The 12,786-nt window shown below is 72.1% G+C and carries 12 protein-coding genes; 5 read left to right on the plus strand and 7 right to left on the minus strand.

The features are described 5' to 3' along the window. Positions 1 to 7: 7 nt before the first annotated feature. Together ABZT18_RS22715 and metF are read right to left on the minus strand one after the other, a co-directional pair. Positions 8 to 697, minus strand: coding sequence for a CDP-alcohol phosphatidyltransferase family protein (locus ABZT18_RS22715; protein ID WP_354994881.1), 690 nt, complete (start codon positions 695 to 697; stop codon positions 8 to 10). 44 nt (positions 698 to 741) lie between these two features. After that, positions 742 to 1,659: a methylenetetrahydrofolate reductase [NAD(P)H] gene (gene metF / locus ABZT18_RS22720; RefSeq protein ID WP_354994882.1), complete on the minus strand. Its 918-nt coding sequence runs from the start codon at positions 1,657 to 1,659 to the stop codon at positions 742 to 744. A 247-nt stretch (positions 1,660 to 1,906) separates the two neighbouring features. On the opposite strand from metF, the gene ABZT18_RS22725 reads away from it, so the two are divergent. Together ABZT18_RS22725 and ABZT18_RS22730 are read left to right on the plus strand one after the other, a co-directional pair. Further along, the gene (locus tag ABZT18_RS22725) at positions 1,907 to 2,308 is read left to right on the plus strand and encodes a helix-turn-helix domain-containing protein (RefSeq protein ID WP_354994883.1); all 402 of its coding nucleotides are present in this window, start codon (positions 1,907 to 1,909) and stop codon (positions 2,306 to 2,308) included. Positions 2,309 to 2,317: 9 nt separating this feature from the next. Next, entirely contained in the window at positions 2,318 to 3,400 is a 1,083-nt protein-coding gene (locus ABZT18_RS22730; protein ID WP_354994884.1) for a polyprenyl synthetase family protein, read from the plus strand. A gap of 97 nt (positions 3,401 to 3,497) precedes the next feature. Here ABZT18_RS22730 and ABZT18_RS22735 read toward each other — a convergent pair whose 3' ends face one another. Next, positions 3,498 to 3,887, minus strand: coding sequence for an Rv2175c family DNA-binding protein (locus ABZT18_RS22735; protein ID WP_354994885.1), 390 nt, complete (start codon positions 3,885 to 3,887; stop codon positions 3,498 to 3,500). Between the two features lie 188 nt (positions 3,888 to 4,075). Between ABZT18_RS22735 and pknB the strand changes: the two genes are divergently transcribed. Beyond that, positions 4,076 to 6,064 carry a Stk1 family PASTA domain-containing Ser/Thr kinase gene (gene pknB / locus ABZT18_RS22740; protein ID WP_354994886.1) on the plus strand — a complete coding sequence of 663 codons (1,989 nt, stop codon included), beginning with the start codon at positions 4,076 to 4,078 and terminating at the stop codon, positions 6,062 to 6,064. Further along, on the plus strand, positions 6,064 to 6,936 hold the full coding sequence (locus tag ABZT18_RS22745; RefSeq protein ID WP_354994887.1) for a deoxyribonuclease IV: 873 nt from the start codon (positions 6,064 to 6,066) through the stop codon (positions 6,934 to 6,936). Before pknB ends, ABZT18_RS22745 begins: the two co-directional genes overlap by 1 nt. A 166-nt stretch (positions 6,937 to 7,102) precedes the next feature. Here the strand turns inward: ABZT18_RS22745 and ABZT18_RS22750 are convergent, their stop codons facing one another. From ABZT18_RS22750 to ABZT18_RS22765, 4 genes are all read right to left on the minus strand, one after another. Continuing rightward, positions 7,103 to 8,134, minus strand: coding sequence for a GntG family PLP-dependent aldolase (locus tag ABZT18_RS22750; RefSeq protein ID WP_354994888.1), 1,032 nt, complete (start codon positions 8,132 to 8,134; stop codon positions 7,103 to 7,105). Between the two features lie 38 nt (positions 8,135 to 8,172). Continuing rightward, on the minus strand, positions 8,173 to 9,579 hold the full coding sequence (locus tag ABZT18_RS22755; RefSeq protein WP_354994889.1) for a class II 3-deoxy-7-phosphoheptulonate synthase: 1,407 nt from the start codon (positions 9,577 to 9,579) through the stop codon (positions 8,173 to 8,175). Positions 9,580 to 9,666: 87 nt separating this feature from the next. Further along, complete coding sequence (locus ABZT18_RS22760; RefSeq protein WP_354994890.1) at positions 9,667 to 10,176, minus strand: hypothetical protein; 510 nt, start codon at positions 10,174 to 10,176, stop codon at positions 9,667 to 9,669. 181 nt (positions 10,177 to 10,357) lie between these two features. Then, complete coding sequence (locus tag ABZT18_RS22765) at positions 10,358 to 12,004, minus strand: glycosyl hydrolase family 18 protein (RefSeq protein ID WP_355252461.1); 1,647 nt, start codon at positions 12,002 to 12,004, stop codon at positions 10,358 to 10,360. A gap of 169 nt (positions 12,005 to 12,173) precedes the next feature. On the opposite strand from ABZT18_RS22765, the gene ABZT18_RS22770 reads away from it, so the two are divergent. Next, positions 12,174 to 12,668 carry a glutathione peroxidase gene (locus ABZT18_RS22770; RefSeq protein ID WP_354994892.1) on the plus strand — a complete coding sequence of 165 codons (495 nt, stop codon included), beginning with the start codon at positions 12,174 to 12,176 and terminating at the stop codon, positions 12,666 to 12,668. Positions 12,669 to 12,786 lie beyond the last annotated feature (118 nt).

Here is a 12,786-nt window from a genome sequence, read left to right on the forward strand (position 1 = left end):
GGGCCGCTCAGTCGGCGTCGAGCAGGGCGCGCCGGATGCTGGAGAGCAGTTGCCCCAGCCCGAAACCGGCCAGCAGCACCCACACCGCGGTCGCCATGGTGATGGTGCCGGCGGCCAGGTCCGGCTCGATCAGCCCGGCCAGGCCGGCGACCAGCAACCCGGCCAGCGCCACCGAGACCCGGGTGGGGCGTTCGCCCACGGTCACCGCGCCGATGTCGCGCATGCCGGCGGCGACCGCCCGGGCTCGGACGTACTCGTGCAGCCAGGACAGCGCGCCGCCCGCGACGACCAGCGCGCCCGGCGCGCCCATCAGCCAGAACGCCAGCAACCACGCCACCTCACCGAGCCGGTCGGCGACCGAGTCGTAGACGTAGCCGAGCCGGGTGGTGCGGCCGGTGGCGACCGCCACCGCACCGTCCACGCTGTCCGCCACGGCGGCGAGCAGCACGAACAACGCGCCGAGGAACGGCCCGTTGCCCGGCCGGGTCACCAGCAACGGTACGCAGAAGCAGAGCAGCACCCCGGCCACGGTGACCGCGGTGGGACTGACCCGCAGCCGGCCCAGCACATACCCGACGTGGTACGCGAACCGCAGCCAGGCGCGCACCACCGGCGCTGCGACCCGCGGGTCGAACCCACCGTGCAGCCGCGCCCACGCCGTGGCGTACTGATCCCAGTTCAGCTGTGTGCCCACCACGGATCAACCGTCGTGCCGGGCATCAGGTGTCGCCAACTCAGCGTTCACACCCGCGCGCCGGCCTTCAGGTTCTGCCAGACCTCGCGCGTCGCGGTGGACCGGTTGAGGGTGATGAAGTGGATCCCCGGAACACCCTCGTCCAGCAGCCGGCGGCACATCTCGCTGGCGTGCTCGATGCCGAGCCGGCGGACGGCCTCCGGGTCGTCGGCGACCCGCTCGAAGCGCGCTGCCAGCGCGGTCGGGAAGGGCGCCCCGGACAGCTGCACGGACCGCTCGATGGTGCCGATCTGGGTCACCGGCATCACACCGGCCAGGATCGGGGTGTCGCAGCCGGCGGCGGCCACCCGGTCACGCAGCCGCAGGTAGTCGTCAGCCTCGAAGAACATCTGCGTGACCGCGAACTCGGCGCCGGCCCGGCACTTACGGACGAAGTGCGCGGTGTCGCTGGCCACGTCGGGCGAGCGGGGATGCTTGTACGGGAAGGCCGCCACGCCGACGCTGAAGTCACCGGCGTCGCGCACCAGGCGCACCAGGTCCTCGGCGTAGTCCACGCCGTCCGGGTGGCGGATCCACTCACCGCCCGGGTTGCCCGGCGGGTCGCCACGGACGGCCAGCACGTTGCGCACCCCCACCCCGGCGAGCCGGCCGATCACGTGTCGCAGCTCGGCGACGGAGTGGTTGACCGCGGTCAGGTGGGCCATCGGCAGCAGGGTGGTGTCGGTGGCGATCCGCTCGGTCACCGCCACGGTGGTGTCCCGGGTCGAGCCACCAGCGCCGTACGTGATCGACACGAACGAGGGGCGCAGCGACTCCAGCTCGCGGATGGCCTGCCAGAGCAGCCGCTCCCCCGCCTCGGTCTTGGGCGGGAAGAACTCGAACGAGAAGGTCGGCTGGCGCTCACGGATGAGCTCCCCGATCGCCGGCTGCGGGTTGGGGAGTACCGAGGGAAGACCGAGCGCCACGACCCGACTCTAGCGGGCGACGCCACCACGACCCAGACGCTTCCCACCCCGGGCGGCCACTGCCACCCCGCGCGCCCCGGTCCGGCGGGCGGAAAGGCGTCGTACCCCCGAGGTAGGAATGGGTGGCGTGGGAGGGGCGGCGGGGGCGGTCCCGGGCCCGCGCGGGGGTCAGCAACCGAGCGGCGACGCCGGTCCCGTCCGGTCGGGCGGGTGGTCGTCACCGCACCGACGCCCGCCGGGAGGACCCATGACCCCGACCGCATCGCCGCGCCCAGCGCAGCTCGGGCCGCTGCTGGCCCGGTGCCGGCTGGCCCGTGGCTGGAGCCAGCAGCGCGCCGCTGCCGAGTTGTGTGCCGCCGCCGGGGTGCCGACGTTGAGCCGGCACGAGGTGTCCCGATGGGAACGACAGCGTCGCGTCCCCGGCGGGTTCTGGCTCGGCTGGCTCGCCGTCGTCCTGGACGTGCCGCTGGTGGCGCTCGCCGAGGCCGCCGCAGCCACCCGTCGGGCCGGCTCGACGCGGTCCGCCGGACCGGGCCGCGCCGGGGTGGCCGGCGCGCGACCGGCCGGGCGAACCGGTCCGGGCCGCACCGGCGGGCGGCCCGGCGCGACTACGCGTGGCGGTGGAGCGCAGACCACGGCCACCCGCTAGCGTCGTGGCGTGACCCACGCTGCTCCCGTGTCTCCCGTCGACCGTGCCGGCCTACGGCAGCGGGTCGACAAGGCCCTCACCGAGTTCCTGGCCGGCCAGCGGATCCGGCTCTCCGCGGTGGACGACGCCCTGGTTCCGGTGGCCGAGGCGATCGAGGCGTTCGTGCTCGGCGGCGGCAAGCGACTGCGTCCAGCCTTCGCGTACTGGGGGTTCCGGGGCGCCAGCGGGGTGGACGGCGACCAGGTGATCACCGCCCTGGCCGCGCTGGAGTTCGTCCAGGCCAGCGCCCTGATCCACGACGACCTGATGGATCGCTCCGACACCCGCCGCGGCGAGCCCGCGGTGCACCGGCGGTTCGCCGCGCGGCACCGCAGGGCCGGCTGGGGCGGTGACCCGGACGGCTTCGGCGATGCCGCGGCCATCCTGCTCGGCGACCTCTGCCTGGTCTGGTCCGACGAGCTGCTGCACTCCGCGGGGCTGGACCTGCCGTCGTTGGCCCGGGCCCGGCCGGTCTTCGACGAGATGCGCACCGAGGTCACCATCGGGCAGTACCTCGACGTGCTGACGCAGGTCACCGGGGACACCTCGGTGGAACGGGCCAGCAAGGTCGCCCGGTACAAGTCCGCGAAGTACACCGTCGAGCGTCCGATGCTGCTCGGTGCCGCGCTGGCCGACGCGACGGCCGACGTGCGGACGGCCTACTCGGCGTACGGGCTGCCACTGGGCGAGGCGTTCCAGCTCCGCGACGACGTGCTGGGGGTCTTCGGTGACCCGGCGCTGACCGGCAAGCCGGCCGGGGACGACCTGCGCGAGGGCAAGCGCACCTATCTGGTGGCGGCGGCCGTGGAGGCCACCGACGACGCAGGCCGTGAGCTGCTGCTCAGCCGGCTCGGCGACCCGGAGCTGGACGAGCAGGGGGTGGCCCGGCTGCGCGAGCTGATCTCCGCGAGCGGGGCGCTGGCCCGCACCGAGCAGCGGATCGTCACGCTCACCGACGCCGCCCTGGCGGCACTGACCGCCGTCGACCTGGACACCGAGGCCCGTCAGGCCCTGGTAGACCTGGCCATAGCCGCAACCCGCCGAGCCGACTAACCCACCCCGCCTCTCAGCGCGTCGATCATGAAGTTAGCGGCGTCCGCGTCGGCGTGTCGCGCCGCTAACTTCATGATCGACAGGGGAAGGGACGGGGTTAGAAGCCGAGGGCCTGGGCCCGGCGCTTTACCTCGCGGGCCTGGTCGCCGGAGAGTGCGGCGGCGGGAGTGGCGCCGGGGAGCGTGTCGTCCGGCTCGTAGAGCCAGCGCAGGGCCGCCTCGTCGTCGTAGCCGTTGTCGGAGAGCAGGTTGAGCACGCCGGGCAGGTGCTTGAGCGCGACCTGGTTGGCAACCAGATCGGCCGGGACCCGGCGGATGCCGTCGCGGCGGACCGCCAGCAGCTCCCGGTCACGGATCATCTGGTGCACCTTGCTGATCGACACGTCGAGGCGCTCGGCGACATCGGGCAGGGTCAGCCAGCCGGCCGGATCGGTGGGTCCGGCGAGCTCCAGGCCGGGCACGGCCGGGTCGGGTACGGGTTCGGTCACCCGACCACCCTGCCACGCCGCCGCCGCGACGAACCACCGGCACCCCGGAAGGTCGATCGGAGTCCATTCTCCTGACCGTCGCTGACCAGCGGATGAGGGGCGGCGAGCGCGGTGGGACGGAGCAGTTCAACATCCGGCTGTAGCATCCTGTTCAACCTTCACCCCCTGGACACATAGACTGCCTGCCGATGGACACACAGGTCGCCGACACGTTGCTGGGCTCGCTGATCGACGGGCGCTACCGCATTCGCGGTCGCGTGGCCCGTGGTGGCATGGCGACCGTGTACACCGCTACCGACGAACGCCTTGAGCGCACCGTCGCTGTCAAGATCATTCATCCGACCCAGGCGCCCGAGGCCCGGGCCCGGATCGCCAACTTCGTGGCCCGGTTCACCGACGAGGCGAAGACCATCGCCCGGTTGACCCACCCGAACGTGGTGGCGGTCTACGACCAGGGCACTCACGCCGGTCTGCCGTACCTGGTGATGGAGTACGTCCGCGGCCGTACGCTGCGCGACGTCCTGGCCGAGCGACGCCGGCTCAATCCGGACGAGGCGCTGGCCATCGCCGAGCAGATGCTCGCCGCGATCGCCGCCGCGCACCGGGCCGGTCTCGTGCACCGTGACGTCAAACCGGAAAACGTGCTGGTCGCCGAGGCGCCCACCGGCGGCGTCGCCAACCTGGTCGACAGCGTCGTCAAGGTGGCCGACTTCGGGCTGGCCCGGGCGGTCGAGGCGAGCGCCGACGAGGAGCAGGGCAACCAGCTGATGGCCACCGTGGCGTACGTCGCCCCGGAGCTGGTCACCGAGGGCCGTGCCGATCCGCGCACTGACGTCTACTCGGCCGGCATCGTGCTGTTCGAGATGCTCACCGGCCGCGTGCCGTACGACGGGGACCGCCCGGTGGACGTCGCCTGGCAGCACGTCGACCGGGACGTACCGACACCCTCGACGCTGGTGCCCGGCCTGCCGCCGGTCCTCGACGACCTGGTGCAGCGGGCCACCCGGCGCGATCCCGACGCGCGGCCCGCCGACGCCGGCGCACTGCTGGCCGAGGTGCAGGTGGCCCGGGACCGCCTGGGCGACGCCAACAGCCATACCGCCGTGCTCCGCCCGATCAGTGACGACGCGCCACTCTCCCAGCCGACCATGATGGTCGCCACGGTCCGTCCGCCGAACCGCCCGGCCTGGGCGCGGCTGCCCGAGGGCGGCAGCAGCCAGGGGCCGGGTCGCCGTCGGGCCGCCCCGGAGCCGGCGGATGGCCTGGGTGCCCGGCTCGCCGCCCTACGCGGCACGATGCTGGGCAACGCCCACGGCCGGCTCGCCGTCGCGGCCGTGGTGGTGGTGCTGGGCCTGGTGGCCGCCGTCGGGGGCTGGTGGTTCGGCGTCGGCCGTTACACGACCGCCCCGCAGCTGGTGAGTCTGAGCAAGGCCGACGCGCAGGCGCAGGCCGACCGTGCCGGGCTCATCCTGAAGTACGGTGAGCCGCGCTTCGACGAGAAGGCCCCGAAGGACAGCGTGCTGGGGCAGAGCCCGGCGTCTGCCACCAAAATCGTCAAGGGTGGCACGATCACCCTGACCCTCTCCCTCGGCCCGGAGCGCTTCCCCGTGCCGGACGTGATCGGCAAGGAGTTCGAGCTTGCCGAGGCGGACCTGGTCAACGTGAAACTGGTGGTGGCCAAGGGAGCCCCCCGTTACGACGACAGCCTGCCGGCCGGGGTCGTGGTGGACAGCTCCCCCAAGGTGGGCGCCGAGGTCAAACCGGGTGCGAAGATCACCCTCATCCTGAGCCGGGGCAGGGCGCCGGTGACGGTGCCGAACCTGGTCGGCAAGAGCCTGACCGAGGCCCGGACCACGCTGGCCAAGCTCGAACTGGTGCTGGTGGAGACCTACAAGGACTCCGACAAGCCCAAGGACGAGATCCTCGGCCAGAGCCCGGCCGACGGTGCCGGCGTGGAGAAGGGCACCCAGGTCAAGCTGGACGTCAGCAAGGGCCCGCCGCTGGTCGTCGTGCCCCGGGTGCTCGACCTGCCCTGCCAGCAGGCCAAGCAGGTGTTGGAGAGCCAGGGCTTCCCGACGACGGTTGCGGTCAACCCGAATGCGGTGGCCCGGATCCAGGTCCCGGGCGAGAATTCGCAGGTGCCGCCGGGCACCCCGGTCGTCATCACGTGCTTCTGATGCAGGCGATCTCCGCGCGGCCGGTGGGCGCGCACACTCCGACCTCGGGTGGGCTGGCGAAGGCTGCCCTGCCGTACGCCGACGCGACCGGCGCCCAGGTGGTGCAGGTCTACGTCTCCAACTCGCGGGGCTGGGCGCTGCCCAGCGGTGACCCCGTGCAGGACGCCCTGTTCCGTGACGGCTGCGCCGAGCGGGGCATTCCGGCGTTCATCCACGCCTCGCTGCTGGTCAACCTCGGCTCACCCACCCCGGCCACGGTCGAGAAGTCGGCGCAGACGCTGGCGCACGCGCTGCGTCGGGGCGTGGCGATCGGCGCTCGGGCAGTGGTGTTCCACGCGGGCAGTTCGGTGGACGAGGGCCACGCCGAGGCGGCCATGCGACAGGTCCGCCAGGAGTTGCTGCCGCTGCTCGACTGGGCCGCCGACGCCGGCGGGCCGATGCTTCTGGTCGAGCCGAGCGCGGGCGGCGGCCGGTCACTCGCCTCCCGGGTGGAGCAACTCGGGCCCTACCTGGACGCGGTGGACCGGCACCCCATGCTCGGGGTCTGCTTCGACACCTGCCACGCCTGGGCGGCAGGTCACGACCTGGCGGCCGAGGGCGGCATGACGGCGACCCTGGACACCCTGGTGGCCACGGTCGGTGCGGACCGGCTGCGGCTGATCCACGCCAACGACTCGAAGGACCTGTGCGGTTCCACCCGGGACCGGCACGAGAACATCGGCAAGGGCACCATCGGCGAGCCCGCCTTCGCCGAGCTGATGGCCCATCCCGCCACCGCCGGCGTCCCGATGGTCGTGGAAACCCCGAGCGAGAAGCACGTGGGCCACGCCGCCGACATCACCACCCTCACCCGCCTAACCCCACCCGCCTAACCCCGCCCCCAGGTGTGCGCCGCGACCCCTCATCGCGTCGATCTAGGGAAAATCGTCGCTAGTTGATCTCCAGCCACGACGATTCGCCCTAGATCGGCGAGGGCGGGGGCGCGGGGGGCGCGGGGCGCGGGGCGCGGGGCGCGGGGCGCGGGGCGCGGGGCGCGGGTTAGGCGGCCAGGATGCGGGGGAGGGCTGCGGTGGCGCGGTCAATGTCCGCGTCGGTGAGGCCCAGGTGAGTGACCAGGCGGGCCGTACGGGGGCCGAGCACCGAGATCAGTACGCCTTCGGCCCGCGCAGCGGCGGCCAGGGCACGCGCGTCCAGGGCGTGCTTGGTGAGGTCCAGTGCGACCAGGTTGGTGCGGACCACGGTGGCGAGCACCCCGAACGGCGCGACCGCCTCCGCGAGCCGGGCCGCCCTGGCGTGGTCGTCGGCCAGCCGGTCGACGTGGTGCGCGAGCGCGTACCGACCGGCGGCGGCGAGGATGCCGGCCTGGCGCATGCCACCGCCCATCCGCTTGCGGATCATCCGGGCCCGTTCGATCTTCTCCGCGCTGCCCACCACCAGCGAGCCGACCGGCGCGCCAAGGCCCTTGGACAGGCACACCGACAGCGTGTCGAAGAGCCGCCCGTACTCGATCAAGGGCACCCCGTCGGCGACGTGCGCGTGCCAGATCCGGGCGCCGTCGCAGTGCAGCGCGACGCCCGCGTCGTCGGCGACCCCGCGCAACTCCCGCAGGGTGGCCAGCGGAATCACACCGCCGCCGCCGCGATTGTGGGTCTGCTCGACGGCGATCGCGCGGGTGGGGACGGCGAAGTAGCCGTCCGGCCGGATCATCCCGGCGATCACCTCCGGGTCGATGTCCGCGCCGACCGCGGGCCAGGTCCGCGAGGAGATCCCGCCGTACGCGGCCGCGGCACCGATCTCGTACGTGACCACGTGCGCGTCGGCGTCGCAGAGCAGTTCGTCGCCGGGCGACACCAGCAGTTGCAGGGCGATCTGGTTGGCCATCGACCCGCTCGGGGCGAACAGCGCCGCCTCGTGCCCGAACAGCGCGGCGACCTCGGCCTCCAGCGCGTTGACGGTCGGGTCCTCGCCGTAGACGTCGTCACCGACCTCGGCGGTGGCCATCGCCTCCCGCATGCCGGCGGTCGGCCGGGTCACCGTGTCGGAACGCAGGTCCACGAACATGTCAGCCATTGTCATCCCTTCGGCTGCCGACTGCGGGGCTCGTAAGCTCAGCCACGGAGCATCTCCGCTACGAGGAAGGCCAACTCCAACGACTGCTGAGTGTTCAGTCGCGGGTCGCAGGCGGTTTCGTACCGGTCGGGCAGGTCGAGATCCTCAATACCCTGGGCGCCGCCGAGGCACTCGGTGACGTCCTCGCCGGTCAACTCGACGTGCAGACCACCGGGGTGGGTGTCCAGCCCTCGATGCACCTCGAAGTAGCCGAGCACCTCGTCGACGATGCGGTCGAAGTGCCGGGTCTTGTAGCCGTTGGACGACTCGTGCGTGTTGCCGTGCATCGGGTCGCACTGCCAGACCACCTTGGCGCCGGCGGCGGTGACCTTGGCCACGATCGGCGGCAGGGCGTCGCGCACCCGGTGGTTGCCCATCCGGCTGATCAGGGTGAGCCGGCCGGGGACATTGTCCGGGTTGAGCTTCTCGCACAGCTCGATCGCCTCGTCCGGGGAGGTGGTCGGGCCGAGCTTGACGCCGATCGGGTTGGCGATCCGGGAGATGAAGTCGATGTGCGCACCGCTGATCTGCCGGGTGCGCTCACCGATCCAGAGGAAGTGCCCGGAGAGCCCGTACGCCCGACGGTCGGAGACCCGGGTGAGCGCCCGGTCGTACTCCAGGGCGAGCGCCTCGTGGGAGCAGTAGAGGGTGACGGTGCGCAGGGCCTCGTCGTCGGTCATGCCGCACGCCCGGATGAAGGCCAGCGCCCGGTCGATCTCCCGGGCGATCGCCTCGTAGCGCTCCCCCGCCGGGGAGTTCTTCACGAAGCCCTTGTTCCAGTCGTGCACGGCGTGCAGGTCGGCGAGCCCACCGGCGAGGTACGCCCGCAGCATGTTCATCGCCGCCGCCGAGTTGGCGTACGCCCGGATCATGCGCTGCGGGTCGGCGACCCGGGCGGCCGGGTCGGCCTCCAGCGAATTGATCAGGTCGCCACGGTAGGCGGGCAGACCGCGGGCGTCGGTCGGCAGCGAGCGGGGCTTGGTGTACTGGCCGGCGACCCGGGCGACCTTGACCACCGGCAGCGACGCGCCGTAGGTGAGCACGATCGCCATCTGGAGCAGGGTGCGGGCGTTGGCCAGCAGGTGGCTCTCGGTGTTGTCGACGAAGGTCTCGGCGCAGTCGCCGCCCTGGAGCAGGAACGCCTTGCCCTCGCAGACCAGGGCCAGCTTCTGCCGGAGCTGGTCCACCTCGTAGGGGGCGACGACTGACGGCACGGTGTCGAGGACCTTGCAGACCTCGGCGACGGCCGCCGGGTCGGACCACGGCGGGACCTGCTCGCGGGGCAACTCCCGCCATCGGTCCAGGCCGAGCGCGGCGTCCTCGGCGGAGTCGACGGTCGGACGGCTGGTCTGCAGGCCTGGGCTGCCCACCGCGGGATGGCTCAGCTGATGCCACTCATGGCGCATGACAGAAAGCGTACGGCGACCGTCGGGGTGCACGGGCGGCGAGGGGGACGGTTCCGGCAGATGGGAGATCAATCCGCCGGGCGCTGGTCAGGACGCCGGCGAGGGAACGGCGCCGGTCGGGGTCCGGCCGGCGGCCGGCGCACCCCCCGGTGCCTCCCCGGCGATGCACCAGTCTCCTCCGTCGCGGGTGACGGTGAACACCAGCGGCCGGACGACGGTGCGCTTGCCGACGGTGACCGAGACCGAGACGCTGACCTCCTGCCCCAACTGACCGGACCGGATGTCGGTGATGGCCGCCTCAGGCACCTGGAAGTGATCGGCGAAGTCACCGTTGGGGCCGGTGGCACCCAGGTCGAAGCCGTCGTGCAGCAGAGCGCAGAGCTGGCTACGGCCAGCGGCGACGTCCTTGGCGGTCATCGCGTCGAGGTACGCCTGCACGCGCTCACGGGAGCGGGTGGCGGCTTCCTCGGCGGGGGCACGCTCGGGCTTGGCGGCCGGCTCCTCGCCGCCGCCGCCGATCCCGCAACCGGCCAGGGCGACCGGCAGCAGCACCAGCCCGGCGGCGGTCGCCGCCAGCCTGCGGTGGGTCGGGCGCATGACCACCTCCGTCGACGGTGAGATCGAGACGTGCCGAGCCGCGAGTCTGCCACATCAAGCTGCCCCTACCCAACGACGGCGGCCCGGCCGACGCTGGGCGTCGACCGGGCCGGTGTCTCACGGGCGGGGAGGGACGGTGCGTGCCCCTCCCCGCCGTGTGGGTGGTGCGTCGGCCTTCGGCTCAGCCGAGACCGCCCTTGATGGCGCCAATGAGCTCGCCGTTGCTGGTGTCACCGGAGAGCTCCCAGAAGAACGCGCCACCGAGGCCCTGGTTGTTCGCGTACGTCATCTTGCCGTTGATCGTCGACGGGGTGTCGTAGCTCCACCAGTTGCTGCCGCACTTGGCGTACGCGGTTCCGCCGACCGTGCCGGTGGCCGGGCAGGTGTTCTTGAGGACCTTGTAGTCCTCGATGCCCGCCTCGTAGGTGCCCGGTGCCGCGCCCGTGGCGCTGCCACCCGGTGCGGCCTGGGTGACCCCGGTCCAGCCTCGGCCGTAGAAGCCGATGCCGAGCAGTAGCTTGTTGGCCGGGACGCCCTTGCTCTTGAGCTTCTGGATCGCGGCGTCGGAGTTGAAGCCCTGCTGCGGGATGCCGGTGTACGAGGTGAGCGGCGAGTGCGGGGCGGTCGGACCCTGGGCGGCGAAGGCGCCGAAGTAGTCGTACGTCATCGGCATGAGCCAGTTGAGGTTGCCGATGGCGCCGGCGTAGTCGGTGGCGTCGATCTTGCCACCGTTGCTGCCGTCCGCGGTGATGGCGGCGGTGACCAGGGCGTTGGAGCCGAACTTCGACCGCAGCGCGCTGATCACGTTCTTGAACGCGTTCGGACCGCTGCTGTCACAGGTCAGGCCACAGGCGTTGGGGTACTCCCAGTCGACGTCGATGCCGTCGAAGACGTCGGCCCAGCGCGGGTCCTCGACGAGGTTGTAGCAGCTCTCGGCAAAGGCGGCCGGGTTCTGCGCGGCCTGGGTGAAGCCGCCGGACCAGGTCCAGCCGCCGAAGGACCAGATGACCTTGAGATGCGGGTTCATCTGCTTGAGCTTGCGCAGCTGGTTGAAGCTGCCACGCAGCGGCTGGTCCCAGGTGTCGGCGACGCCATCCACGCTGTCCGCCGCCGTGTACGCCTTCTCGTAGTCGGCGTAGCTGTCACCGATTGCGCAGCGGCCACCGGTGGTGTTGCCGAAGGCGTACAGGATGTGGGTCAGCTTGGCCGCGGAGCCGCTGGTCTGGATGTTCTTGACGTGGTAGTTGCGCCCGTAGACGCCCCACTCGGCGAAGTACCCGACGACCTTCTTGCCACCCGGGTTCGGCGGGGTGGTGGTCGGCGGTGGCGTGGTGGGCGGGGCGGTGGTGGGTGGCGCGGTGGTCGGTGGGGTGGTGGTCGGTGGGGTGGTGGTCGGCGGCGTCGTGGTCGGCGGGGTGGTCGGGGTGCCGCCACCGCACGGTGCGCCGTTGACGGTGCAGTTCAGCGGTGCCTTGAAGGCGCCCGTGCCGTTGTAACCCCAGTTGAACGAGGCGCCCGGGGCGAGCCCACCGGCCCAGCTCTTCTTGACCGCGACGTAGTGGTTGCCGCTGCTGGTCACGTCGGCGTCCCAGGCGCTGCTGATGGTGGTGCCCGACGGCAGGTCGAACTCGATGCGCCAGGTGTTGACGGTGGCACTGGATCCGTTGGTGACGGTCACCTTCGTTTCGTGACCGGTCCCCCAGTCCTGCGCCTTGGTGAACGTGGTGGTGACCGTGCCGGCGCCGAACGCGGTGGTCACCGGCACCGCTGCGACGGTCACGGCGACCACGGCACCGGCCCATAGGGCCCGGCGGAGCGATCTTTTCATGAGGCGTCTCCCGAACTGTTAGGAAACTTTCCAAAAGCGATGGTGAGACGGTACTCACGGCGTCATCACTTCGTCAAGATGTCCATGTTTCGATTTCTTCTGGTGCGTGGAGTGCATTCGCTCCGCCCGCCCTCCGGGCCCCCGCACGGTCGGCGCGTAGCCTCGGGCCATGACCGTCTTCGACATCCCGCTCGACGCCCTCAACGGCGGCCCCGCCAACCTGGCCCGCTACCGCGGCAAGGCGCTGCTGGTCGTCAACGTGGCCTCCCGCTGCGGCCTCACCCCCCAGTACGCCGGCCTCCAGACACTCGCGGACACCTACGCCGACCGTGGCCTGGTGGTGCTCGGCGTGCCCTGCAACCAGTTCGCCGGACAGGAGCCGGGCAGCGCCGCCGAGATCAGCGACTTCTGCCAGGTCAACTACGGGGTCACCTTCCCGCTGACCGAGAAGGTCGACGTCAACGGCCCCAACCGGCACCCGCTCTACACCGCGCTGGTGGACGCCCCGGACGCCGACGGACACACCGGGGACGTCCGGTGGAACTTCGAGAAGTTCCTGGTGGCCCCGGACGGCACAGTCGCCGCCCGGTTCGCCCCGACGGTCGAGCCCGCCGCCGACGAGCTGCGCGTCGCCATCGAGAAGGCGCTACCCGCCACCGCCTGACCCCTCCGGGCCGCGTCCCGCTCGGCACCGGAGAGTGGCACGTCCCCGGAGAGCCGGTCGGCGACCAGCGTGAGCAGTACGTTGTGCAGGACGGGCTCGCGGCGCAGCCAGGCGCCCG

Origin of the sequence: Micromonospora sp. NPDC005291, from assembly GCF_040607415.1 — a bacterium.
Taxonomy (GTDB): domain Bacteria; phylum Actinomycetota; class Actinomycetes; order Mycobacteriales; family Micromonosporaceae; genus Micromonospora.